Genomic DNA, 25,006 nt, shown 5'->3' on the forward strand with positions numbered 1-25,006 from the left:
AACATTGTCTTCACGCCGGGTCATGCGGCAGTGCGCAGCGGGCGGGAGCCGGTCAGGCGGGGCGCGAAGCGCCGAAGTCCAGGGTGACGCGCGTCCCGCGCGGTTCGCAGGGGTGCAGCTGCAGGGTCCAGCCCAGGTGTTCGCACAAGCGCGCAATCAGGTCCAGCCCGATACCGCCGCCACGATCGGCGCGTCCGCCACGGGCCATGCGCGCGTGGATGGCAGCGATCTCCTCCGGGCTCATGCCATGGCCCGGGTCCTGCAGGGTCAGCACCGCCGACGGGCTCAGCTGCAGTTCGATATGGCCGCGACCGCTGTTCTCGATGGCATTGCGCAGCAGGTTGCCGATCGCCGCCTGCACCACCGCCATCGGCGCGACGATATCCACCGGTGCGGCCTGGATGCCGATGCTCAGGTCCTTGTCGCCGAGCAGGTGGCGATGGTCGTCGACGATTTCCGGCAGCAGCTGGTCCAGCGCGATACGCTCGGCACGCGCGGCCAGGCGCGCCGGGTCACGTGCCAACACCAGCAGCAGCTCGATCAGCTGCTCCACGCTCTGCGCGGTGCGCAGCACCCGCTGCATCTGCTGGCGGGCGCGCTCGGGCAGGCCCGGTTGCTCCAGTGCCAGTTCGGCGGCACCGGTCATCACCGCGATCGGCGTGCGCAGTTCGTGGCTGGTGGTGCTGATGAAGACCCGCTCGCGCTCGACGAACTGCTCGTTGCGGTCAAGGTAATCGTTCAACGCATCGGCGATGGTGTGCAGCTCGGAACTGCCGCGCGGGTCGACCTCGATACGCTGGCCCTGCACCCCTGGGCGCAGGGCGCCGATGTGCTGGGCCAGCAGGCTCAGCGGGCGCACCATGCGCTCCATGCCGAACGACGCCATCAACACGGTGACGAAGATCATGATCACCCCGGCCAGCATCACCCAGCGCGTGGCGAACTGCTCCAGGTCGTGGAAGTCGGAGATGTCCAGCGCCAGCGCCACCCGCCCCATCGAGCCGGTGTCGCGCACCATCACTGCGGTCTGCCGGTCCTTGATCGGCACGCCGTCGTGCAGCCCCGGGTGCAGCGTGCGCACGCTCTCGGGCATGTTGCCCTCGTCGAAGCGGAACAGGCTGAGCGTGTCCGAGTCCTGCCAGCGGTAATGGGGCTCGTGCTCGGTGTGGTCGACAATGCTGTCCAGTTCGGAATTGAGCAGTGCGCGCCAGGCCGCATGCTCGGCGTGCTCGTGCACGTAGTTGCCAACGCTGAACACGGCGATCGACAGCAGGGCCAGGTAGCCCAGCAACCACCACACCACGCGCCGGTACAGCGGGCCCGGCTTACGCGCCTTCATCATCATCCTTGCCTGCATCACTGGCGGCGGTCACCGCCAGGCGATAACCGACCCGCGGCAGGGTGTGGATCAGCTTGTCGGCGAACGGGCCGTCGACGCTGCGCCGCAGCTCGTAGACATGTGAGCGCAGCAGATCGCCATCGGGTGGCTCGTCGCCCCACAGGGCGAACTCCAGCTGCTGGCGGGTCACCGCGCCCGGGCTGGCCCGCATCAGCACCTCCAGCAGCTTGCGGCAGGCCGGGTACAGATGCAGCACCTGGCCGCCACGCTGGGCCTCCAGGGTCGCCAGGTCCAGCACCAGGTCGCCGACCTGCAGGCGCTTGCGCGGATTGCGGCCCTGCGCACGCGTCAGCAGTGCCTCCAGCCGCACCTCCAGTTCGGGGAGGGCGAACGGCTTGGTGAGGTAATCGTCGGCCCCCGCGCGGAAGCCGGTGATCTTGTCCGGCAGCTCGTCGCGCGCGGTCAGCATGATCACCGGCACCTCTGAAGCATGCTCGGCGCGCAGGCGGCGCAGCACCTCCGGCCCCTCCATGCGCGGCAGCATCCAGTCCAGGATCACCGCGTCGTAGGGGTGGCTGCCGGCCAGGTGCAGGCCGGTGATGCCGTCCGGGGCCACGTCGAGCACGTGCCCGCGCGACTCGAAGTAGTCGAACAGGTTGGCCACCAGCTGGCGGTTGTCCTCGATCACCAACAGACGCATGCACGAAAGATCCACGGAAGTTCGTACCATGGTAGCGCTGACCATGTCGGAATGCGGTCGCCGTGCGCCCGCTCCGACGCCTTTCCTACCCCTGCCACGTCAGAGTGGCCGTTTTGCTCCCGGAGCCTGCCGTGCCCGTAGCCCTGCCCCGCCATTGGCGCCTGCCCCTGTTGTGGCTGCTGATCATCGCTGCGTTGGCCGCCGGCATCGGCCTGCGCCAGCCGCAGCCGCCGGACGAGCCGCGCTTCGTGCTGGCGGCCCGCGCCATGGTCGAAAGCGGGGAATGGCTGCTGCCGCACCGGGGCGTGGAGCTGTACGCGGAGAAGCCGCCGGTCTTCATGTGGCTGCAGGCGGCCGCCTACGAACTGGTCGGCAGCTGGCAGTGGTCGTTCCTGCTGCCGTCGCTGCTGGGCGCCCTGCTCAGCCTGTGGCTGGTTTCGGACCTGGCACGGCGGCTGTGGTCACCCCGGCATTCCCTGTATGCCCTGGCGGCGCTGTTCTGCACCCTGCAGTTTGGCCTGATGGCCAAGCGCGCGCAGATCGACATGGTGCTGGTGGGCATGACCACGGTGGCCCTGTGGGGCCTGATGCGCCACCTGTGCGAGCGCCGCAACCTGCCCGCACTGTGGCTGGCCGGCTTCGCGGCGGGCCTGGGCACGGTGACCAAGGGTGTGGGTTTCCTGCCGCTGCTGATGGTGCTGCCGTGGTTCGGCTGGTGGCTGTACCAGCGTCGCCGCGGCCACCGGGTGGACGGTCCGCACCCGGCAACGCTGCTGTGGCTGATCCCGGCCTTCCTGCTCGGCGTGGCGGTATGGCTCGCCCCGCTGGGCTGGGCCCTGTTGCATGAGCCCAGTGCGGCCCTGCAGTCGTATGCCCACGAACTGTTGTTCAAGCAGACCGGCACCCGCTATGCCAACGCCTGGCACCACCGCCAACCGGTCTGGTATTACCTGCAGGTGATCCTCACGCTGTGGCTGCCGGGCAGCCTGCTGCTGCCGATGCTGTTCAAGCCGTGGTGGCGCCGCATCCGCCGTGGCGACCGTCGCCAGTGGCTGCTGCTGGGCTGGGCCGTTCTGGTCCTGGTGTTCTTCAGCGCCAGCCCGGGCAAGCGCGAGGTCTATGTACTGCCGATGCTGCCGGCAATGGCGCTGGCGGTGGCCCCGTTGCTGCCGGGGCTGCTGCGCCGGTTGTGCGTGCGGCGCTACCTGTTCGGCTACAGCGTCGTGCTGATGCTGGCCACCGGCGTGCTCGGCGTGCTGCTGCTGACCGAACACCCCTGGGCCCTTGCGCAGCTTGAGCGCCGGGCAATGCCCGATACGCTGCTGCCGGTGCTCGGCGATGGCCTGCTGACCTTCGCCATCGCCCTGGCCACGCTGATCGTGTGGCTGCGGGTGCGCCGTGCGGCAACCCTGGTGCTGTTGGCCCACGGCATGCTGTGGATGCTCTACGGCCTGGTGCTGATCCCGGCGCTGGACCCGTACGCGTCGGCGTCCGCGGTGATGCGCCGGGTGGGCGCGAGGATCGGCCCCGACGCAGAGCTGGCGCTGGTCGCCTGGCGCGAACAGAACCTGCTGCAGGCCGACCGCCCGGTGCGCGAGTTCGGCTTCAAGCGGCCCTGGGCCGAGCAGTGGCACGATGCCGGCCCCTGGCTGGCCGAGGCGCCGGACACGCGCTGGTTGCTGGTGCTGGACGAGGCAATGAGTCCCTGCGTGGACCCGGCCAAGGTGATCGATATCGGCATCGCCAACAGGAATCGTTGGCAACTGCTTCCCGGCTCCGCATGGAACCCGGAATGCCATGCCGAGCGGACAGGATCGACCGCAGACGAAGACTGAACGTTGACGTGCGCCGGGGAGTCATTAACCCGGCGCGAACGGGCGTCCGACCCTTCTCCGACATCAAGGTGACGAGCATGAGCGCGGATTCCCGAACCGCCCCTTCCCAGCATGCCCGTTCGTCCCATTGATGCGGTTGCGCCGCCTGCGACATCGCCACTGGCGTCAAGATTCGCCGTAACTCACTTCTGGCTGCCTGTCGCAATCGGTCTGCCCGTGTTTACGCTGCTGATGGGTTTCGGCGGCGATCAATGGGTGGCCGATCACCTGTTCCGCCTTGAAGGTGGCCACTGGTCGTTACAGGACGCCTGGGTCACCCGCACGGTGGTGCACAAGGCCGGCAAATGGCTGAGCACGTCGGCGGCGCTGGTCGCGATCCTGTTGTGCGTGCACCACTGGCGCAAGGGAGGCGATCGCACCCTGCGATGGGCGCTGCTTTATGTCGTAATTGCCATGGCGCTGGGGACGGGCGTGATCTCCCTGCTGAAGGCCCTGGTGCCGATGGAATGTCCCTGGGACCTGCTGCGCTTCGGTGGCCATCAGCCCTATATCGGCCTTTTCACGCAGCGCCCGGCCGGAATGCCCGCCCAGGCGTGCTTCCCTGCCGGCCACGCCAGCGCGGGCTATGCGTGGCTGTGCCTGTACTATTTCGCCCTGCTGTGGCGCCCGTCGTGGCGCTGGGCTGGGTTGTGGATCGGCCTCGGCACCGGCCTGGTGTTCGGCATCAGCCAGCAGCTGCGCGGCGCGCATTTCCTTTCGCATGATGTTGCCACCGCGTTGATATGTTGGCTGCTGTCACTCGGCCTGTACCTGATCGTCAAAGGCATCCTGATCCGCCATCCGCTGGACCGTCCCAACCGCCAGGAGGCAAACGCATGAGTGCATCGGTCCAACGCCCCGCCCGCCCGTCTGCGCTGGCGGGTCTTCGCCACTGGCGGCCACAGCTGTCCACCGAAGCACTGATCGCGTTCACCAGCCTGTTCTTCGCGGTGGCCGGCAACGGCCTGTTCTGGCACAGCGCGATGGCCAGCCATCCGGGCAGCCTGCGCTACGCGCTGTCGCTGCTGCTGTTGCTGCTGGGTGCGCACGGCGTGCTGCTCGGCATCCTGGTCTGGCGCTGGAATGCCAAGGTGGTGATCAGCCTTCTGCTGCTGGTGACCGCGTTCGCCGCGCACTACATGGGCCGCTACCACATCTACCTGGATGCGGACATGCTGCGCAACGTGCTGGCGACCGACCCCAAGGAAAGCCGCGAGCTGATGACCGTGTCGCTGATATGGCCGGTACTGCTGCTGGCGGTGCTGCCGATGCTGGTGCTGTGGCGCGTGCAGCTGCGCCGGCGCAGCTGGGGCCGCAGCCTGCTGTGGCGGCTGGGCTTCCTGGCAGTAGCCGCGGTCACCGCCGTCGGCGGCGCGTTGATCTCGTTCCAGGATGTCTCGGCGCTGATGCGCAACCAGCGCGAAGTGCGTTACCTCGCCACGCCCGCCAATGTGCTGCTGGGCATGCCGCGTGCACTGCGTGGCGACAACCCGGTGCAGCGCGCACCGAAGTTGCCGATCGGAACCGATGCCAAGGCCACGCCGCGGGCGCCGGCCAGCAAGCCGCGCCTGCTGGTGATCGTCATGGGCGAAACCGTGCGCGCGCAGAACTGGGGACTCAATGGCGGCCGCAACACCACCCCGGAACTGGCGCAGGCCAGCGTGATCAATTTCCCGGACATGCATTCGTGTGGCACCAGCACCGAGGTTTCGCTGCCGTGCCTGTTCTCGCCGTGGGGGCGCCACGATTACGACGAGAAGAAGATCCGCGCACACCAGTCGCTGCTGCACGTGTTGAACCGCGCCGGCATCGCGCCGTTGTGGCGTGACAACCAGTCCGGCTGCAAGGGCGTGTGCGAGGGCCTGGACTTCCAGTCGCTGTCCGATGCCACCACGCCGGGCCTGTGCGCCGATGGCCGCTGCATGGACGAGATCCTGCTGCAGGACCTGGCCACCCAGGTGCGGGCCAGGCCCGGCGACCGGGTGGTGGTGCTGCACCAGCTGGGCAACCACGGACCGGCCTACTTCGAGCGCTATCCGCCTGCATTCCGTCGCTTCACCCCGACCTGCGATACCCGTGACATCGGCCGCTGCTCGCGCGAAGAGATCACCAACAGCTACGACAATGCCGTGCTGTACACCGATCACTTCCTGACCAAGACCATCGGCACGCTGCAGGGCATGCAGGACTACGACACGGCGATGATCTACCTGTCCGACCATGGCGAGTCGCTGGGCGAGAAGGGCCTGTTCCTGCACGGCGTGCCCTACGCCATCGCCCCGGCCGAACAGACCCGGGTACCGATGACGATGTGGTTCTCCCCGGGTTTTGCCAGCAGCCGCGGGTTGGACCTGCAATGCGTGCGCAAGCGCTCGGCGGCCTATACCGACCACGACAACCTGTTCCCGTCGGTGCTGGGCCTGATGCAGGTGAAGACGGCGCTGTACGAGCGCGACCGCGACGTGTTCGCCAACTGTGAAGGTTGAGGGGTGTCCGGCAGGGCTTGCAGCCCTGCACCCGCGGTAGTGCCGGCCGCTGGCCGGCAGCCTCGACAGCAACAGCAGAAGCGGGTTTCCTGAGGGATGGCGGGGTGGGTCCGGTGGCGGGAGACGCCGTAAACCCATCCCTGGGGGCTTGGCCGCGGCATCCATGCCGCGGACACTCCCGCCACCGGACCCACCCCGCCTTCGACAGTTTTCCGCGATCTGTTGGACATGCCGATGGGGTCGGATCCGTTTTCCGTAGGAAAACGGATCCGACCCGATTTTGATTGTCGATATCTGACAGATGTGTCGACCAAGGTCGACACCTACCAACAGCACACGGAATCTGTCAGAGGCGGGGCGGTGTCGGAGTGCGGGGTGTCAGCCGCATGGGCCCGAGGCATGCCTCGGGCGGGTTGGGCAGGACGCCCAACCCCGGTCTTGCCGTGTGCGCAGGAAAGCGCACACGAGCAAGCGGCTGCCAAGCCTACACGGACGTACTTGCGGCGTCCCCGCACTCCGACACCGCCCCGCCAAACCAAGAATAGTCCGCTGTTGCTGTTGCTTCTGCCTTTGCCCTTGCTTGAAGGCCTCTGCGGGTGCCGGGCGCCGCCCGGCAGACTTCCGCCACTTGCGGTGACAGCGGCTGCCCACTAGCCTTCGGCCGTCGTTCACCACCCAAGGATCGCCCGTGAAACACCGTCATCTCCTGCTGGCCTCGGCAATCGCCGTTGCCACGCTGGCCCTGGCTGCCTGCAAGAAGGAAGCTGCCCCAGGCACCGATACCGCCGGCAGCAGCGCCCCGGCAACGAAACCGCCGACCAGTTCGTGGCCCGCATCAATGCCGAGTTCAAGGCCGCCTACCCGGAGATGACCTCGGCGCAGTGGTTGTCCTCCACCTACATCAACAGTGATTCCGAGCGCATCGCGGCCAAGGCCAACGAGCGCTCGCTGACCCAGCTCAACAGCTGGATCGAACAGGCTGCGAAGTTCGACGGCCAGCCGATGAGCGAGGACAGCAAGCGCGCGATCCACCTGCTGAAGCTGATGTCCTCGATGCCGGCGCCGCGCGATCCGGCCAAGCTGGCCGAGCTGACCCAGATCGCCACCCGCATGGAAGGCAGCTACGGTGCGGGCAAGTACTGCACCGACGCCAACGATCCCAACTCCTGCCGCCAGCTGGGCGAGCTGGAGCAGGTGCTGGCGCGCAGCCGCGACTACGACAAGCAGCTCGACGCCTGGCAGGGCTGGCACAGCACCACCAAGGGCATGCGCGGCGACTACCAGAAGTTCGTCGGCCTGGTGAACGAAGGCGCCAAGGGCATGGGCTTCACCGATGCCGGCCAGATGTGGCGCAGTGGCTATGACATGCCGCCGGAGCAGATCGGCCCGGAAACCGATCGCCTGTGGGAACAGGTCAAGCCGATGTACGAGCAGCTGCACTGCTACGCACGCGGCAAGCTGGACAAGACCTATGGCAAGGACAAGGCCGTGGGCAACGGCCTGATCGCCGCGCACCTGCTGGGCAACATGTGGCAGCAGGACTGGTCAAACCTGTGGGACCAGCTGGAACCGTACCCCGGCGCCGGCAGCCTGGACATCACCGCGGCACTGGAAAAGCAGTACCAGACCAACCTGAGCGCGGCGCTGGCCAAGGCCGGCAAGGACGCCAACGTCGCCGCGCAGTACAAGGCGCAGCGCGAGGCCGAACTGCGAACCGCCAAGCAGATGACCGAACGCGCGCAGGACTTCTACGTGTCGCTGGGCATGCCGTCGCTGCCGCAGTCGTACTGGGAGCGCACCCAGTTCATCAAGCCCGATGACCGCGACGTGGTCTGCCACGCCAGCGCCTGGGACATGAACATGGAAGGCGACGTGCGCACCAAGATGTGCATCAAGCCGAACGAAGAGAACTTCACCACCATCTACCACGAGCTGGGCCACATCTATTACGACCTGGCCTACAACCCGCTGCCGCCGCTGTTCCAGGGCGGTGCCAACGATGGTTTCCACGAAGCGATCGGCGATACCATCGTGCTGGCGATGACGCCCAAGTACCTCAGCTCGATCGGCCTGGTCGATGCGCCGACCGAAAGCCGCGAGGCAGTCATCAACAACCAGATGCGGATGGCGCTCTCGGGCGTGTCGTTCCTGCCGTTCGGGCTGATGATCGACCGCTGGCGCTGGGGCGTGTTCGATGGCTCGATCACCGCCGACAACTACAACAAGGCGTGGTGGGACCTGAAGGCCAAGTACCAGGGCGTGGCCCCGGCCAGCACCCGTGGCGAAGAATTCTTCGACCCGGGCGCGAAGTACCACGTGCCGGGCAACACTCCCTACACCCGCTACTTCCTGGCGCGCATCCTGCAGTTCCAGTTCTACAAGGGCCTGTGCGATGCGGCTTACTACAAGGGCCCGCTGCATGAGTGCACCTTCTACGGCAACAAGGAAGCCTACCAGAAGTACTGGGCGATGCTGAGCAAGGGTGCCAGCCAGCCGTGGCAGGCCACGCTGAAGGAACTGACCGGCACCGACAAGCTCGATGCTTACCCGATGATCGAGTACTTCACCCCGGTCAACGAGTGGCTGAAGCAGCAGAACGAAGGCCAGATGTGCGGCTGGCAGGCCAACGCGGCCCCGGCGGCGAAATGAGAAAAGGGGCGGGTCCGCGAGGATCCGCCCCTTCCTGGTCGTGTAAAGCCGCTGGTACAACTGCACGGTGGAAATCCGTCTGGCACCAGCGGCCGGCGGTAAGCTCTACCGGAACAGCGATCAAGCCAAGGCCAGGTGTGCGGCTGGCAGGCAAACGCGGCCCCAGCGGCGAAATGAAAAAAGGGGCGGGTCCGCGAGGATCCGCCCCTTCCTGGTCGTGCCGGCCGCTGGTAAGCGCAATTACGCGATGAAGATCCCGCGGGCAGCTTACCAGCGGACGGCTCTACCGGAACAGCGATCAAGCAAAGGGAAGGTGTGCGGCTGGCAGGCCAACGCGGCCCCGGCAGCGAAATGAGAAAAGGGGCGGGTCTGCGAGGATCCGCCCCTTCCTGGTCGTGCCAACTGCCGCTGGCCTAAGCGGCAACAGCCGCCAGCGGGCCGGCTCTACCGGAACAGCGATCAAGCCAAGGCCAGGTGTGCGGCTGGCAGGCCAACGCGGCCCCGGCGGCGAAATGAGAAAAGGGGCGGGTCCGCGAGGATCCGTCCGTTTCTGGTCGTCGCTTACGGCTGGTACGGCAACTGCACGGTGGAAATCCGTCTGGCAGCCGCCAGCGGCTACTCTACCGGAACAGCGATCAAGCAAAGGCCAGATGTGCGGCTGGCAGGCCAGCGCGGCCCCGGCGGCGAAATGAGAAAAGGGGCGGGTCCGCGAGGATCCGCCCCTTCCTGGTCGTCGCCGGCCGCTGGTAAGCAACTGCACGGTGGAAATCCGTCTGGCAGCCGCCAGCGGTAGCTACTACCGGAACAGCGATCAAGCAAAGGCCAGATGTGCGGCTGGCAGGCCAACGCGGCCCCGGCGGCGAAATGAGAAAAGGGGCGGATCCGCGAGGATCCGCCCCATTCTGGTCGTCGCCGGCCGCTGGTAAGCAACTGCACGGTGGAAATCCGTCTGGCAGCTACCAGCGGCGGTACTCTACCCCGACAGCGATCAGCTGTCCTTCTTCGCGGCCATCGCCGCAGCCAGCTCCGCCTTGAACTCCTCGAACGTCTGGCCCTTCTCCTTCGCTTCGGCCTGCGCGGCATCACGCAGCGCGTCGGAGTACATCAGGCGCACCGGCGTGCCATTGCGTTCGTGCAGCTCACCGGCCTGCATGATCAGCGCCAGGACCTGCGCGGCGGAGTCACTGTGGCCGGCGATACGGCCATCCATGCCCAGCACCCATTCGCCGTCGCGGCGCACGACACCGGCCAGCAGGGTGCGCTGCGCGTCGCGCAGTTCGGCATGCGGCTCCACCGGCGACGCCTGGGCGGCGGCCTTGTTGGCGGCCTGCTTTTCCTGGCGACGGCGCTGGTCGCGGCGGATCTTGGAGGTGGTGGACATGGTGCGGTACCGCGGCGAGGGGGGCGCAAGGATAACCCACCCCGCCGGCCAGGCCGCTTCACGCGGCCCCGGTTCGACACGGTCAATCCAGCACCCTGCCCTGCCGCCAGTAGCCCATGAAGGTGATCGCGCGGCGATCCAGCCCGCACGCGCGCAGCAGGTGGCGCCGGATCGCCATCACCGCCCACGCCTCGCCCGCTACCCAGGCATACAGCGGACCGGCCACGCGGGAATCGGCCTGTTCCCAGAGGATCTGCGTATCGACGGCGATCTCCTCCAGCGCCTCCCCCGCTACCCCGCCGGGAGCGGCGGCCAGGCGCGCCTGGACCGCCTGCAGCAGCGGCTGTCCGTAGCTGGCCCGCCCGCGCGGCAGCCAGACCAGCTCGGCCGTGGCCGGTGCCTTCAGGCGCACCGCGTCGCCGGCCTGGGCCACTTCCAGCAGCGCCAGCGTGCGCGGCGGATCCACCCTGGCCGCCAGTTCCTCGAGGATGCCGGCCACCGCCGGTAGCGCGGTTTCATCGGCCACCAGCAGCACCTGGCCGACGCCGACCGGCGGTTTCCATTCCCAGCCCTCGCTGCTGTCGGCGCAGTCGGCGTCCGGGGCCAGCAGCAGCACCCGGTCGCCCGGGCGTGCGTGGATCGCCCAGCGCGACGCTGGCCCGGTCTCGCCGTGGAGGACGAAATCGACGTCGACCTCGCCCTGCTCGGCGCGCAACTGGCGCAGTGTGTAGGTGCGCATCGGTGGGCGCTGATCATCCGGCAGCGCCCGGTAGCGCCGGTACCAGTCCGCACCGCTGGGGACCTGCGGCACCCGCTGGCCAGGCAAGGGGAAGAACACCTTGATGCGCTGGTCCGGGCCTTCGGTCTTCATCCGCGCCACGTCGGCACCGGTGAACACCATGCGATCCAGGGAAGGGGAAAGAACGCGGCGCTCCTTCAGCGCCACCTCGAACAGGCGGTAGGTCTGCTGCGCAGCCATCGGGAAACCTCATGCAACGGCATCGGATCGGCTGGCTGTGGTGCATCCGCGCACCGGCTGGCTGGAGTGCCCAGCCTAGCCCGGTGGTGTCCCGCCGCAAGGGCTGCGGGCGCTGCGACCGCCCCTACCCCTGCGTGCTGCTCAATGGCCCGTGCAGGCCGCCTGCGCCGCGCGTTCGCGCTGGTGTTCCCAGTACCAGAACACGAAGCCGGCGCCGAAGAACCCGGCCTGGCCCAACGCCAGATGCAGCGGGCTGGCACTCAGCAGCGGCGACACCACGCCGGCCACCACGGTGCTGATCATCAGCTGCACGAACGCCTGCAGCGACGAGGCCAGGCCGCGCTGGTGCGGGTACATGTCCAGCACCGCCAGCGCCAGGATCGGGAAGATCAGCGCCATGCCCATGCCACCGAGGAAGATCGGCAGCACCGCCCACGGCAGCACGAACTGCGGCGACAGCGCCACGTAGCCGACGTTCAGCAGCACCGACAGCGCGCACAGGCCGAAGCCGATGGACACCTGCCGTGTGGGCGTGGTGTGCCCGGCCATGCGCCCGGACAGGAACGAGCCGGTGGTCATGCCGCCGATGGTGGGAATGAACAGCCAGGCGAAGCCGCCCTCGCCCAGGTGCAGGTGCTGCATCACGAACACCGGCGCCGAGGAGATGTAGAGGAAGATGCCGCCGAAGCCGATGCTGCCAGCCAGCGCCAGGCGCAGGAAGCGTGGGTTGAAGCCGATGCGCACGTAGTCGCGCAGCAGCACGCGCGGCGACAGCGGCACGCGTGCTGCAAGCGGATGGGTCTCCGGCAGGTAGCGTGCGGTGGCGACCAGCAGGACCAGCGAGAACACCACCAGGAACCAGAAAATCAGCGGCCAGCCCGCGCCACTGAGCAGGATCCAGCCGCCGATGATCGGCGCGATCGCCGGTGCGATGCCGAACAGCATCGATACCTGGCTCATCAACCGTTGCGCATCGTGGCCATGGTAGAGATCGCGGATTACCGCGCGGCCGACGATCATACCGACGCCCGCGGACAGGCCCTGCAGCGCGCGGAACGCCAGCAGCGTGGTCAGGTCGGTGGACAGCGCGCAGCCCACCGAGGCGCCGGCGAAGACCACCAGGCCGCCGAGGATCACCCGCTTGCGGCCCCACGCATCGGACAGCGGGCCGTGCGCCAGGCTCATCAGGCCGTAGAACAGCAGGTACACGCTGATGGTCTGCTGCACCGCCACCTCGTCCACCGCCAGGCGCTGCGCCAGCTGCGGGAAGGCCGGGAAGATGGTGTCGATCGAGAACGGGCCGAACATGGCCAGGCCGGCAAGCAGCAGGGCCATGCGGCGGGTGGAGGGAGCAGCAGCGGCGGTCATGATGAAGGCGTCCGGCAGGGCCATGCGTGGCACGCACGGCGGGCGCCGGTCCCCCTTCTGCAGGGACGGCGCCAGATGAATTCGGGTATGCGGCCATGATAGGTGGGGATTGCGCCCGATGCCATGCAGCGGTGCACAAAACGCATGGCCGGGCCATCGGCCATTCAGGCGCGGCGGCCGGCCCCAGAGGCGGCCGGCGGGCCCGCAACGGGCTATAATCGGCGGGCAACACGGTGGGAGAAGCGGAACACCGCTGCCGAAGGCGCAACGCCCGTAATCGCTCAGGCCCGATACCACCCGTAACAGAACTCTGGAGAGACCGGTTCGATCCGGCGCCGAAGGGGCACGAAGCCGCAGTTTTCCGCGCTTCCAAACTCTCAGGCAAAAGGACAGAGGGGCGCCCCGCAGACCGCCGACCGGCGGCTTGTGCCCGTGCGTGTGCCCTTTCCTGACGGATCCTTCGCCATGTCCCAGAACACCCCTTCCCTGCGTGAGCTCGAGCACCACAATGCGTTCGTCGAGCGCCACATCGGCCCCAACGATGCCGAGATCGCGCAGATGCTCGACGTCGTCGGCCACGCGTCGCTGGATGCGATGACCGATGCCATCGTGCCGGCCAAGATCAAGTCGCCGGCACCGCTGGCACTGCCCGAATCGATGACCGAAGTGCAGGCACTGGCGAAGATCCGTGCGATCGCCGACAAGAACACCGTGCTGCGCAGCTTCATCGGCCAGGGCTACTACGGTACCCACACGCCGAACGTGATCCTGCGCAACATCCTGGAAAACCCGGCCTGGTACACGGCCTACACCCCGTACCAGGCGGAAATCTCGCAGGGCCGCATGGAAGCGCTGATCAACTTCCAGACCCTGTGCGCCGACCTCACCGGCATGGAAATCGCCAACGCTTCGCTGCTGGACGAAGCGACCGCAGCGGCCGAAGCGATGACCCTGGCCAAGCGTTCGGCCAAGTCGAAGTCGGACACCTTCTTCGTGCACGATGCCGTGCACCCGCAGACCCTGGAACTGCTGCGCACCCGCGCCGAGCCCATGGGCATCGTGCTGCGCGTCGGCACCCCGGCCGAGGCACTGGAAGCAGAAGCCTTCGGCCTGCTGCTGCAGTACCCGGACACCTTCGGCCAGATCGGCGATTACAAGGCCCTGGTCGAGGCCGTGCACGCACGCGGCGGCCTGGTGGCCGTGGCCACCGACCTGCTGGCGCTGACCCTGCTGGCCGCACCGGGCGAATGGGGCGCGGACATCGTGGTCGGCAACAGCCAGCGTTTCGGCGTGCCGTTCGGCTTCGGCGGCCCGCACGCCGCGTTCATGGCCTGCCGTGACGCCTACAAGCGCTCGATGCCGGGCCGCCTGATCGGTGTCTCCATCGATGCCCAGGGCAACCCGGCCTACCGCCTGACCCTGCAGACCCGCGAGCAGCACATCCGCCGCGAGAAGGCCACCTCCAACATCTGTACCGCACAGGTCCTGTTGGCGGTGATGGCCTCGATGTATGCCGTCTACCACGGCCCGGAAGGCCTGACCCGCATCGCCCGCCGCACCCACCGCCTGGCCTCGATCCTGGCCGCGGCGCTGCGCAAGGCCGGCGTGCAGGTCGGTGGCGACTTCTTCGATACCCTGCACATCACCGGCGTGCATGCCGATGAGATCCACGCCAAGGCACGCGCCGCCGGTTACAACCTGCGCGCGATCGACAGCGACTCGGTCGGCATCAGCCTGGACGAGACCGCCACCCGCGCCGACGTGGTCGCGCTGGCCGCCGTGTTCGGCGCGCAGGCCGACATTGATGCGCTGGATGCCAGCACCGCCGACGCACTGCCGGCCGGCCTGCTGCGCCAGTCCGCGTTCCTGACCCATCCGGTGTTCAACACCCACCACAGCGAGCACGAACTGCTGCGCTACCTGCGTTCGCTGGCCGACAAGGACCTGGCGATGGACCGCACGATGATCCCGCTGGGCTCGTGCACGATGAAGCTCAACGCCACCGCCGAGATGATCCCGGTGACCTGGCCGGAGTTCTCGCAGATCCATCCGCTGGTGCCGGCCGACCAGGCGCTGGGCTACAAGGAACTGATCGACTCGCTGGAAGCGATGCTGGTCGAATGCACCGGCTACGATGCGGTCAGCCTGCAGCCGAACTCGGGTGCACAGGGTGAGTACGCCGGCCTGTTGGCGATCCGCGCCTACCACCGCTCGCGCGGCGAAGGCCATCGCGACATCTGCCTGATCCCGGACTCGGCGCACGGCACCAACCCCGCCTCGGCGCAGATGTGCGGCATGAAGGTCGTGGTGACCAAGACCGATGCCAACGGCAACGTCGATGTCGAAGACATCCGCCTCAACGCCGAGAAGTACAGCGACCGCCTGGCGGCGATCATGATGACCTACCCGTCCACGCACGGCGTGTTCGAGGAAGAGGTGGTCGAGATCTGCGAGATCATCCACAAGCACGGCGGCCAGGTGTACACCGACGGCGCCAACATGAACGCGCTGGTCGGCGTGGCCAAGCCGGGCAAGTGGGGTTCGGACGTATCGCACCTGAACCTGCACAAGACCTTCTGCATCCCGCACGGCGGTGGCGGCCCGGGCGTCGGCCCGTGCGCGGTCAAGGAGCACCTGGCGCCGTTCCTGCCGGGCAAGCTGGGTGACAACGGTCCGGTCGGCATGGTCAGCGCGGCCAGCTTCGGCAGCGCCTCGATCCTGCCGATCAGCTGGATGTACATTGCGATGATGGGCCGCGAAGGCCTGCGCAAGGCCACCCAGGTCGCGCAGCTCAACGCCAACTACATCGCCAAGCGCCTGGCGCCGCACTTCAAGACGCTGTACACCGGCCGCAACGGCCTGGTGGCGCACGAGTGCATCCTCGACGTGCGCCCGCTGGAGAAGACCAGCGGCATCGGCGCCGAGGACGTGGCCAAGCGCCTGATCGACTTCGGCTTCCACGCCCCCACCCTGAGCTTCCCGGTGGCGGGCACGCTGATGGTCGAACCGACCGAGAGCGAGTCGCTGCACGAACTGGATCGTTTCGTCGACGCGATGATCCAGATCCGCGAGGAAATCACCGCGATCGAAGACGGCCGCCTGGACCGCGAGGACAATCCGCTGAAGAACGCGCCGCACACTGCCACCGCGGTGACCGCCAGCGAGTGGACCCACGCCTATCCGCGCGAGCTGGCCGCCTTCCCGCTGGCCAGCCTGAAGCAGAGCAAGTACTGGCCGCCGGTGGCGCGCGTGGACAACGTATACGGCGACAAGAACGTGATGTGCGCCTGCATCCCGGTCGGTGCCTACAAGGATGATGAAGTCGAGGCGTGATTCCTCGCTGCATCGGATGACAAAACGGCCCGCGAAAGCGGGCCGTTCTCATAAGGGCGCGTGGACCAAGGTCCACACCCACAATAATCACGGGTCCGGCATCTGCCCCAGGCTCAACTGCCACGATACGCCGAAGCGGTCCTGCACCCAGCCGTAGCGGTTGCTGAAATCGTACTCGCCCACCGGCATCAGCCAGTGCCCGCCCTCGCCCAGCACGCGTGCCGCGCGCTCGAACTGTTCGGCACCGGAACACTCGACGAACAGCGAGATCGACGGCGAGAAGGTGAAATCGTGCACGTCCAGGCTGTCGAAGCACAGGTAGTGGGTGCCGCCGAGCAGGAAGATGGCCTGGCGGACCTGGCCGGACACGCCAGCGCCGGCACCGTCAGGATGGCGCTGCAGGGCCAGCAGGCGGAAATCGGCAAAGGCTTCGGCATACAGGGCCAGCGCGGCCTCGGCCTGGCCGGTGAACATCAGGAAGGGACGGCTGCGCAGCATGCGGTACTCCTGGTCGACAGGCCGTTGACGGCCTACACGATCAGGATGGCACGGCGGATGTGCAGCCCCCGTGGTAGTGCCGGCCGCCGGCCGGCACCCCCCATCAAGCCTCGCGCATGCGCCGGGCGATGGCGCTGCCGGCGGCGATCGTGGCCGTCAGCGCCACCATCGACAGGAACTGCAGGCGCGTGTGCGATTCACTCAGCAGCAGGCCGAAGATCAGCGCCAGAATCGCCAGTGCACAGCAGGTCAGCCACGGGAAGCCGGCCATGCGGAACGGCAGCCGGGTGCCACGCCGATCCGCGCGGCGGCGCAGCACCAGCTGCGACACCAGCGACAGCGTCCACACCAGCAGGCAGGTGGAACCGACGATGTTCAGCAGCACCGGCAGCACCCGGTCGGGGAACAGCAGTTCCATCACCGTGGCGGCGAAACCGAACAGCACGCTGGCCAGCACGGCAATCACCGGCACCTGGCGCGGATCGGTCCAGCCCAGCACGGCCGGGGCTTCGCGGCGCTGCGCCAGCGAGTACATCATGCGCGAGGCGCCGTAGAGGTTGGCATTGAGCGCCGACAGCAGCGCGATCACCGCGATCAGGGTGATGGCGGTGCCCGCGCCCGGAATACGGGCAATGTCCAGCACAGCGGCGAAGGGCGACTTCAGCGCCTCGCTGGTCCACGGGACAACCGCGATGATCACGCTCAGCGAGCCGATGTAGAACACCAGGATGCGCCAGGCCACGGTGCGGATGGCCCGGGCGATGCTGCGCTCCGGGTCTTCGGTCTCGGCTGCGGCAACGGCCACGATTTCGGTGCCGCCGAAGGCGAACACCACCACCAGCAGCGCCGCGCCGATCCCGGCCAGGCCCTTCGGCGCAAAACCACCGTGTTCGGTGAAGTTGCTCAGGCCCGGGGAGGTCACCTGCGGCAGCCATCCCATCAGCAGCGCCACGCCAATGGCGATGAACGCCAGGATCGCCGCGACCTTGAGGATGGCAAACCAGAATTCGAACTCGCCGAAGTTCTTCACCCCCAGCAGGTTGATCGCGGTGAAGAACAGCATGAAGGCCAACGCCGCCATCGGCACCGGTACGGCCGGCCAGACCGTCGCCAGCAGCCCGGCCGCGCCCACCGCTTCGGCGGCGATCACGATCACCAGCTGCACCCACCACAGCCAGCCCACCGTGGCGCCCGCGGTGGCGCCCATGGCATCGGCGGCATAGACCGAGAACGCGCCACTGGTCGGCTTGGCCGCCGCCATCTCGCCCAGCGCGTTCATGACGATGATCACCAGCGCGCCGGCCACCAGATAGGACACCAGCACCGCCGGCCCGGCGGCCTGCACTCCCACGCCCGAGCCGAGGAACAGGCCGGCGCCGATGGCGCTGCCCAGGCCCATCATGATCAGCTGGCGGGGCTTGAGCGAATGTCCGAGGCGGGACGGCGAAGCGGTCGGAATCGAGTTGGGCATCGGCGGGGCTGGCGGCGGGCTACAGGGGCGACACCTTACCCTGTCCCGTGCCTGCCCGGATAGGCACAGCGCAGCAGCCGGCTCAGGCCAGCGCCGGCTCGCCGATACCACCGCCGATACGGGCGCGATAGGCACGCGGCGAGAAACCGGTTTCAGCCTTGAACTTGCGGGTGAACGCGCTCTGGTCGCTGAAACCGCAGGCCTGGCCGATGCAGGCAATGCTGTCGTCGCCATGCAGCAGGTGCATGGCCATCTGGATCCGAAGCCGGGTCAGCACTTGCTGCGGGGTCATCTGGAACACCTTGCGGAAGCTGCGCTCCAGCTTGGACAGCGAGAAGCCGGTGATGTCCAGCAGCGTCTGCATGCGCACGTTCTCGGCGTAGTGCGCGTTGAGATGGGCCAGCGCCAGCCGCAGCTGTTCGTACTGGGTGCCCAGGCTGTCCTTCTGGCCCAGGTCGCGGGAAATGCCGATCAGGCCCGCGATGGCGCCATCAACCACCAGCGGACGCTTGCAGGTCAGGCACCAGCCCGGTTCGCGGTTGGCGAACAGGTGCAGCTCCATCAGGTTCTCGATCACCTCGCCGGACAGGACGCGGGCGTCCTGGTCGACGTAGTCGGCGCTGAGGCCGGTCGGGTAGATCTCGGCTGCGGTACGCCCGATCACGTCCTTGCGCGCGCGCAGGCCCAGCCGCCGCAGCATGGTCTGGTTGACGTGGGTGTAACGCCCCTGGCGGTCCTTGATGAAGAACAGCACGTCCGGGATGGCGTCGAACAGGGCTTCGATGTCGGCGGGCTCGACTCGCATGCGGCAAGCATACCCGAGCCTGCTTTTGCCCGTACGTTCACCTTTGCCGGACCGTGGTTTAACGGGACCGGTCCCAGTGTGGTGGCTCCTTGACGATCCGGAGCCACCGTCCATGGCCGCCAGCAAGCCCACCGGCAAGCGCGCAACTGCCCACCCCGAAGACCTGCATCGCGGCCAAGGCGGCGAGCTGCACCTCCAGGCCGGCGGCAGCCACCCGGCAATGACCACCGACCAGGGCATTCCGGTGGCAGACAACCAGAACTCGCTGCGGCAGGGGCCGAGGGGTCCTACGCTGCTGGAGGACTTCATCCTCCGCGAGAAGATCACCCACTTCGATCACGAACGCATCCCCGAGCGCATCGTGCATGCCCGCGGCAGCGCCGCGCACGGCTACTTCGAGTTGACCCGTTCGCTGTCGCGCCATACCCGCGCGCGCATCCTCACCGAGGTGGGAGTGAAGACGCCGGTGTTCACCCGCTTCTCGACCGTGGCCGGTGGCGCAGGCTCGGTGGATACCCCACGCGACGTGCGCGGCTTTGCGGTCAAGTTCTATACCAAGGAGGGCAACTGGGATCTGGTCGGCAACAACATCCCGGTGTTTTTCATCCAGGACGCGATGAAGTTCCCGGACCTGGTGCACGCAGTGAAGATGGAGCCGGACCGCGCCTTCCCGCAGGCCGCTTCGGCCCATGACACTTTCTGGGACTTCATTTCGCTGATGCCCGAATCGATGCACATGATCATGTGGGCGATGAGCGACCGCGCCATCCCGCGTTCGCTGCGGATGATCGAAGGCTTCGGTGTGCACAGCTTCCGCCTGCTGAACGAGGCCGGCGAGTCGACGTTCGTCAAGTTCCACTGGCGGCCCAAGCTGGGCATCCAGTCCACGGTCTGGGACGAAGCGTTGAAACTGCAATCGGCCGACAATGACTTCCATCGCCGTGACCTGTTCGAGGCCATCCAGCGCGGCGACTTTCCCGAATGGGAGCTGGCGGTGCAGCTGTTCACCGAAGAAGAAGCCGACGCCTTCCCGTTCGATCACCTGGATCCGACCAAGATCATTCCCGAATCGCTGGTGCCGTTGCAGGTGATCGGGCGCATGGTGCTGGACCGCTGGCCGGACAACTTCTTCGCCGAGACCGAGCAGGTGGCGTTCTGCCCGGCCAACGTGCCGCCCGGCATCGACTTCAGCAACGACCCGCTGCTGCAGGGCCGCCTGTTCTCCTACCTGGACACCCAGCTGCTGCGCTTGGGCGGCCCGAACTTCCACCAGATCCCGGTGAACGCGCCGAAGTGCCCGTTTGCCAATCATCAGCGCGATGGCCGCATGCAGATGCAGGTGCCCAAGGGCCGGGTGGCCTACGACCCCAGCTCGCTGCAGGACGACACCCCGCGCGAGACGCCCACCGGCTTCCGCAGCCACGCCAGCGCCGACGATGGCCGCAAGGGCCGCACCCGCGCAGAGAGTTTCGCCGACCACTACAGCCAGGCCCGCATGTTCTTCCGCAGCCTGGAAAAGCCGGAGCAGGCGCACCTGGCATCGGCGCTGGTCTTCGAGTTGTCCAAGGTGGAAACGCTGAAGGTGCGGGTGCGCACGGTCAGCCACCTGCGCAACATCGATGACACGCTGGCGCAGCGCGTGGCCAATGGCCTGGCCCTGCCTGCACTGCCCGACCCCGCGCCAACCGCTACCCCGGTGCGAGACATGCCGCCGGCCCCGGAAGTGCGCGTGATCGGGCGTAACAAGCCCACCCTGCAGGGTCGCTGCATCGGCATCCTGTTCGACGAAGGCTCCGACGCGCGCGTGATTGCCAGCCTGAGCAAGGCGGCCCGGAAGGCAGGTGCAGACGTGAAGCTGGTTGCACCAAAAGTGGGAGGCGCCACGCTCAGTGACGGCAGCGTACAGGCCGCTGATGGGCAACTGGCCGGCACGCCATCGGCCGTGTTCGATGCGGTGGCCGTGGTGCTGAGCGTAGAGGCATCAAAGGCGTTGTCGAAAGAGAGCGCCGCCCTTGAGTTCGTCAGCCAGGCGTGGGCACACCTGAAGGCCATCGCCAGCGACGCGGGCGGCCAGGCGCTGCTGAAGGCGGCGCGGGTCGGCAACGACCCCGGCATCGTCGAAGCAGAAGACGCCAAGGCATTCCTGGCGGCGGCCGCCACCCGCCAGTGGGCGCGTGAGCCCAAGCTGCGCCTGCTGGCCTGACCACAACGACAGGAGAATCGTCATGCCCCGTGGTGACAAATCCGCATACACCGAAAAGCAGAAGCGCCAGGCCGAGCACATCGGGGAAAGCGAACGTGATCGCGGCGCGAGTGAAGGCACCGCCGAGCGCATTGCCTGGGCCACCGTGAACAAGCAGGACGGCGGCGGCAAGCGCGCCGGCAGTGCCCGCAAGGGCGCGAAGAAGGCGACCAGCAAGAAGGCTGCCAAGAAGGCGCCTGCGAAGAAGGCGGTGGCGAAGAAGGCACCGGCTCGCAAGACCGCGACAAAGAAGGCCACAAAGAAGACGGCGAAGAAGGCTGCGGCCAAGAAGGCGGGTACGGCCGCCTCGCGGAGCGCCGCCGCAAAGAAGGCGGCCAAAACGCGGGCCGCGAAGAAGACCGTGCGCAAGGCGGCGGCGAAGAAAGCTGCGCGTACGCGTGCGCGCGGCTGAAGCGTCGGTCAGGAGGGGAGCGTCCTCATCCATGCGGCAACTTCGGCTGCGGCTGCGTCAGCACGGGCCTGCAGCAGCAGATGGGGCCCTTCCAGCGATACGTGCCGGGCGTCGGGCAACAAGAGCTGCAGCTCGGCCACGCTGGGCGGCCACAACAGGTGGTCCTGTCGTGCATGCAGGCATAACGTCGGCAGCGTGAGCTTCGGCAACTGCGCGCGGACATCGATCTGCAGTGTCGCCGCAGCGCGCTGCCGCAGTATCGCGGCCGGCGCCGCAGCGATCGCATGTCGCAGCTCGCGAAGGTTCATGCGTGTCCGCCAATGCCCCAGCAGAAGCCGGGCCAGCAACGCCAGCGGTGGCCGTGGCCATGCAGGGGCAAGCAAGCGTGCGCTCGCCGCTGGCAGCGGCACCGGTCGCCGCGCGAAGGTCGTACTCAGTATCAATCCGCGCAATCCCGGCGGTGAAGCCGCCGCCAGTTCGATGGCCAGTGGCCCGGCAAACGATTCAGCCAGCAGCACAAAGAGAGACACGGGAAGCTGTGGACGCAGGATCGACGCCAACGTAACGTAGTCCTGCGGCCCGTGCATGGGTAGCGGCAGCACCTGCACGGTAACTCCCTGGCCCTGCATCGCCTCCACGAAGCATGTCGACAGCAGGCCGCTGCCATCCAGCCCGGGCAGCATCACGATCGGGAGCATCACGGCGCTCATCACATTGCTCACCTTCCAGGCCCCTTCGCACGATTCCCTGCCCCGCAGCTTCGCTTATCGGCTCGACCCAGGGAAGTGCACGCCGCTGATCGCGGCGCTACCCTGATGGCCCCCCGACGGAACAGAGAAGGTGGCATGCGCAAGCCCCGCTGGCTCAGCTTGACCGGCATCGCCCTATGCGCGCTCTATCTCGCGCTGACCGCCTGGCTGGTGTTCGATGCCCGGTCCAACAGCGACCCCAAGAGCGTCTACATCCTCATGCAGCTGCCGGTGATGCTGCAGACCGCAGCACTCAACGCCATCGGCGTAGGAAGCTGGCTTTCCGGAATGACTTGGATGACCGTCTACCTCCTGGTGATTCCCCCCACGCTTGGCGTGCTGTACCTGCTTGGGGCCATGCTCGGCAGCGTCCTGGAGCAATGAGGGCGATCCTCCCTGCTGCCTGAGCGGGAGATGGGAATACGGCCGCTCAAGGCGGCCGTATTCCTGTCACTGCACTGGCAGCCCGCTCAGGCTGCGTGACGGGGCACAGCAGAGACCACCGCGCCTTCCACCTTGAATACCGCCACCGACGTGGTCAGCGCATGCGCCTGTTCTTCCAGCGCGCGGCTCGCGGCAGTGGCTTCTTCCACCAGGGCCGCGTTCTGCTGGGTCACCTGGTCCATCTGCACCACCACCTGGTTGACCTGCTCGATACCGGCGGCCTGCTCCTTGCTGGCCGCTGCGATGTCGCTCATCAGCTGGGTGGTACGCGAACTGGCTTGGGCCACGCGCGCGATTGCAGCTTCGGATTCAACGGTCACCGCCAGGCCACTCTTCACCTTGGCAGCGGCGTCTTCGATCAGTTCCTTGATTTCCTTGGCGGCGACACCGGCACGCTGCGCGAGCGTACGCACCTCGCTGGCGACCACCGCAAAGCCACGCCCCTGCTCGCCCGCGCGGGCGGCTTCCACTGCAGCGTTCAGTGCCAGGATGTTGGTCTGGAACGCGATGCCGTCGATCACCGTCGAGATTTCCGAAATGCGTGCCGAAGACTGATCGATCTCGCCCATCACCGAGGCCATCTGTGCCATCGCCTGCTCGGTCTCGCGCACGGCGGCACCGGCGGCATGCGCTTCACTGTCGGCCTGCCGCGCCAGTTCGGCGTTCTGGCGTACGGTCGAGGTCAGTTCCTCCATCGACGCGGCGGCCTCCTCCAGGTTGGCCGCCTGCTGTTCGGTGCGGCGCGAGAGGTCGTTGTTACCGGCCGCCAGTTCCTGCGCGGCATTGTTGATGCTGTCGGCGGCGGCCTGGATGCCCTGCACGATGCCGGTCAGCTGCGCGGTGGTGGTATTGGCGTCGTCACGCATGCGGGCGAACACGCCGTCGTACTCGCCGTCCATGCGCGCGGTCAGGTCGCCGTGCGAAATCGCGCGCAGCACGTCGGAGACATCGGCGATGCTGGCCTGCGAACTGGCCATCATGCCGTTGAGGTGCTCGACCATTGCCTTGAACTGGAACTGGAACGCAGCGGCATCACCACGCATGCTGAAGTCACCGGCGCGAGCGGCGCGGGCCAGTTCATCAATCTGCGCGTTAATCGCCATCAGGCTCTGCTTCACTGCAGCCAGGGTACGGGTCAGCGTGGACTTCTCGCCGGGGTAGTCAGGCAGATCACGGCTGAGGTCACCGATGGCGTAGCGCTGCATCACCTCGGCCATCAGCAGTTCCACCTCCACGTGCGATTCGACCAGGCTGTTGGTGGCCTGCACCATGCGGCCGAAATCGCCGGGGAAGGCGCTGGCGTCCATGCGATAGCGGATCGCACCGGCCTCGTGCTGCTCGGCCATCTGCAGCTGCGCGCCGATCGCCGCATGCACGCTCTGGCGGACGCTGGCCATGGCCTCGCCCAGCTGGGTCAGTTCGTCGCGGCCACCGAGGCGGAACTCCTGGTCCAGCTGCCCCTTTGACAGCCGCTCGGCCAGGTTCACCGCGCGCGCCAGCGGGCCGGTCAGGCTGCGGCCGATCATCACCGAGGCAGTGATGCCCGCCAGCAGCGCGACGCCGCCCAGCACCAGCAGCTGCAACAGGCTGCGCTCGCCCAGGCGGATCGCTTCGGCAGCAGCCTTGCGGCTTTCCTTTTCCTCGAAGTCCACGCCGTCCGACAGCGCCTTGTTCCAGCCGTTGGCCGCGTCCTGCACCGGGCCCAGGGTCAGCGCCACGGCACCCGGATAGTCGCCCTGCTCCATCAGCTCGCTGGTCTGCTTGTTGAGCGGGCGTGCGATGGCTCGCTTGGCGGCGATGGTTTCCGCAATGGCTTTGCCTTCGGCATCACCCGGAAGCGCCTGGTAGGCGGACCAGCTGGCCTCGTAGCGCTTGACCAGATCGGCAATGCGCTTCTCGTCGCTGCTGCGGTCGTCACCTTGGCGGATCAGCATCTCGCGGCGCACCACCATCATCTGATTGTTGGCATCGAGCATCTGCGACAGCAGGCGCACCTTGGCCACGCTGATATCGACCACCTGCTGCATCGCGCGCTTCTGCACGACGCTGGCGGTGGCCCCGGTAGCGACCACGGCGGCAACCAGCAGCAGCAACAGGCCAAAGCCCAGCCCAAGACGCCAGGCAACCCTGACATTCCTCAAGTAGTTCATCGGTACATCCAAAACGGGGGGATGCGCCCTTATCGGCGTGGCCCGAAGCGCCTTGATGGGAGCTGCCACGCTCGTCCGGGTGCGGTTCAGAGAGGTGATGGCGTCGATTCCTGGCGCTAGCGACCC

Annotated in this window: 17 protein-coding genes, 1 pseudogene and 1 riboswitch; of the genes and pseudogenes, 8 read left to right on the forward strand and 10 right to left on the reverse strand. The window is 67.4% G+C overall.

Going from position 1 to position 25,006, the window contains the following annotated elements:
• Window positions 1-52: 52 nt before the first annotated feature.
• Together NSQ78_RS16135 and NSQ78_RS16140 are read right to left on the reverse strand one after the other, a co-directional pair.
• Window positions 53-1,339, reverse strand: a complete 1,287-nt coding sequence (locus tag NSQ78_RS16135; RefSeq protein WP_064238989.1) for a HAMP domain-containing sensor histidine kinase — start codon at window positions 1,337-1,339, stop codon at window positions 53-55.
• Window positions 1,326-2,039 (reverse strand): response regulator transcription factor, encoded by a 714-nt coding sequence (locus tag NSQ78_RS16140; RefSeq protein ID WP_053461045.1) that lies wholly within the window; start codon window positions 2,037-2,039, stop codon window positions 1,326-1,328. The genes NSQ78_RS16135 and NSQ78_RS16140 overlap by 14 nt, the downstream gene beginning before the upstream one ends.
• 131 nt (window positions 2,040-2,170) lie before the next feature.
• Here NSQ78_RS16140 and NSQ78_RS16145 point away from each other — a divergent pair, with 131 nt between their 5' ends.
• The 4 genes and pseudogenes from NSQ78_RS16145 to NSQ78_RS16160 all read left to right on the forward strand — a co-directional run bounded on the left by NSQ78_RS16145 (window position 2,171) and on the right by NSQ78_RS16160 (window position 9,048).
• The gene (locus NSQ78_RS16145) at window positions 2,171-3,874 is read left to right on the forward strand and encodes a glycosyltransferase family 39 protein (RefSeq protein ID WP_064238990.1); all 1,704 of its coding nucleotides are present in this window, start codon (window positions 2,171-2,173) and stop codon (window positions 3,872-3,874) included.
• A 111-nt stretch (window positions 3,875-3,985) separates the two neighbouring features.
• Window positions 3,986-4,753, forward strand: a complete 768-nt coding sequence (locus tag NSQ78_RS16150) for a phosphatase PAP2 family protein (RefSeq protein WP_064238991.1) — start codon at window positions 3,986-3,988, stop codon at window positions 4,751-4,753.
• Window positions 4,750-6,399, forward strand: coding sequence for a phosphoethanolamine--lipid A transferase (locus NSQ78_RS16155; protein WP_064238992.1), 1,650 nt, complete (start codon window positions 4,750-4,752; stop codon window positions 6,397-6,399). Before NSQ78_RS16150 ends, NSQ78_RS16155 begins: the two co-directional genes overlap by 4 nt.
• A gap of 688 nt (window positions 6,400-7,087) precedes the next feature.
• Window positions 7,088-9,048 (forward strand): annotated as a pseudogene (locus tag NSQ78_RS16160) (M2 family metallopeptidase).
• A 988-nt stretch (window positions 9,049-10,036) separates the two neighbouring features.
• Here NSQ78_RS16160 and NSQ78_RS16165 read toward each other — a convergent pair.
• The 3 genes from NSQ78_RS16165 to NSQ78_RS16175 form a co-directional block, all read right to left on the reverse strand.
• Window positions 10,037-10,429, reverse strand: a complete 393-nt coding sequence (locus tag NSQ78_RS16165) for a hypothetical protein (RefSeq protein WP_057493454.1) — start codon at window positions 10,427-10,429, stop codon at window positions 10,037-10,039.
• An 82-nt stretch (window positions 10,430-10,511) separates the two neighbouring features.
• A complete protein-coding gene (locus NSQ78_RS16170; RefSeq protein ID WP_064238994.1) occupies window positions 10,512-11,408 on the reverse strand; it encodes a siderophore-interacting protein in 897 nt (298 codons plus the stop codon).
• 141 nt (window positions 11,409-11,549) lie between these two features.
• Window positions 11,550-12,776 (reverse strand): multidrug effflux MFS transporter, encoded by a 1,227-nt coding sequence (locus NSQ78_RS16175; RefSeq protein ID WP_049468834.1) that lies wholly within the window; start codon window positions 12,774-12,776, stop codon window positions 11,550-11,552.
• Between the two features lie 300 nt (window positions 12,777-13,076).
• Window positions 13,077-13,179, forward strand: a riboswitch (glycine riboswitch).
• 62 nt (window positions 13,180-13,241) lie between these two features.
• Here NSQ78_RS16175 and gcvP point away from each other — a divergent pair.
• Window positions 13,242-16,109 carry an aminomethyl-transferring glycine dehydrogenase gene (gcvP, locus tag NSQ78_RS16180; RefSeq protein ID WP_064238995.1) on the forward strand — a complete coding sequence of 956 codons (2,868 nt, stop codon included), beginning with the start codon at window positions 13,242-13,244 and terminating at the stop codon, window positions 16,107-16,109.
• An 87-nt stretch (window positions 16,110-16,196) separates the two neighbouring features.
• Here the strand turns inward: gcvP and NSQ78_RS16185 are convergent, their stop codons facing one another.
• From NSQ78_RS16185 to NSQ78_RS16195, 3 genes are all read right to left on the reverse strand, one after another.
• Entirely contained in the window at window positions 16,197-16,607 is a 411-nt protein-coding gene (locus NSQ78_RS16185; protein WP_053461053.1) for a VOC family protein, read from the reverse strand.
• Window positions 16,608-16,710: 103 nt separating this feature from the next.
• Window positions 16,711-18,078 carry an amino acid permease gene (locus NSQ78_RS16190; RefSeq protein ID WP_049468828.1) on the reverse strand — a complete coding sequence of 456 codons (1,368 nt, stop codon included), beginning with the start codon at window positions 18,076-18,078 and terminating at the stop codon, window positions 16,711-16,713.
• Window positions 18,079-18,160: 82 nt separating this feature from the next.
• Entirely contained in the window at window positions 18,161-18,883 is a 723-nt protein-coding gene (locus NSQ78_RS16195; protein ID WP_049468825.1) for an AraC family transcriptional regulator, read from the reverse strand.
• Between the two features lie 112 nt (window positions 18,884-18,995).
• Here NSQ78_RS16195 and NSQ78_RS16200 point away from each other — a divergent pair, with 112 nt between their 5' ends.
• The gene (locus tag NSQ78_RS16200; protein ID WP_064238996.1) at window positions 18,996-21,086 is read left to right on the forward strand and encodes a catalase; all 2,091 of its coding nucleotides are present in this window, start codon (window positions 18,996-18,998) and stop codon (window positions 21,084-21,086) included.
• 22 nt (window positions 21,087-21,108) lie between these two features.
• A complete protein-coding gene (locus NSQ78_RS16205; RefSeq protein ID WP_064238997.1) occupies window positions 21,109-21,537 on the forward strand; it encodes a hypothetical protein in 429 nt (142 codons plus the stop codon).
• Between the two features lie 8 nt (window positions 21,538-21,545).
• Here the strand turns inward: NSQ78_RS16205 and NSQ78_RS16210 are convergent, their stop codons facing one another.
• Window positions 21,546-22,247 (reverse strand): alpha/beta hydrolase, encoded by a 702-nt coding sequence (locus tag NSQ78_RS16210; protein ID WP_064238998.1) that lies wholly within the window; start codon window positions 22,245-22,247, stop codon window positions 21,546-21,548.
• 135 nt (window positions 22,248-22,382) lie between these two features.
• Between NSQ78_RS16210 and NSQ78_RS16215 the strand changes: the two genes are divergently transcribed.
• A complete protein-coding gene (locus NSQ78_RS16215) occupies window positions 22,383-22,670 on the forward strand; it encodes a hypothetical protein (RefSeq protein ID WP_064238999.1) in 288 nt (95 codons plus the stop codon).
• Window positions 22,671-22,756: 86 nt separating this feature from the next.
• Here NSQ78_RS16215 and NSQ78_RS16220 read toward each other — a convergent pair whose 3' ends face one another.
• Window positions 22,757-24,880 (reverse strand): methyl-accepting chemotaxis protein, encoded by a 2,124-nt coding sequence (locus tag NSQ78_RS16220; RefSeq protein ID WP_064239000.1) that lies wholly within the window; start codon window positions 24,878-24,880, stop codon window positions 22,757-22,759.
• Between the last annotated feature and the right edge of the window lie 126 nt (window positions 24,881-25,006).

The sequence above is a fragment of the Stenotrophomonas sp. FSL W7-1447 genome (genome assembly GCF_037966425.1).
Taxonomy (GTDB): Bacteria; Pseudomonadota; Gammaproteobacteria; order Xanthomonadales; family Xanthomonadaceae; genus Stenotrophomonas; species Stenotrophomonas pavanii.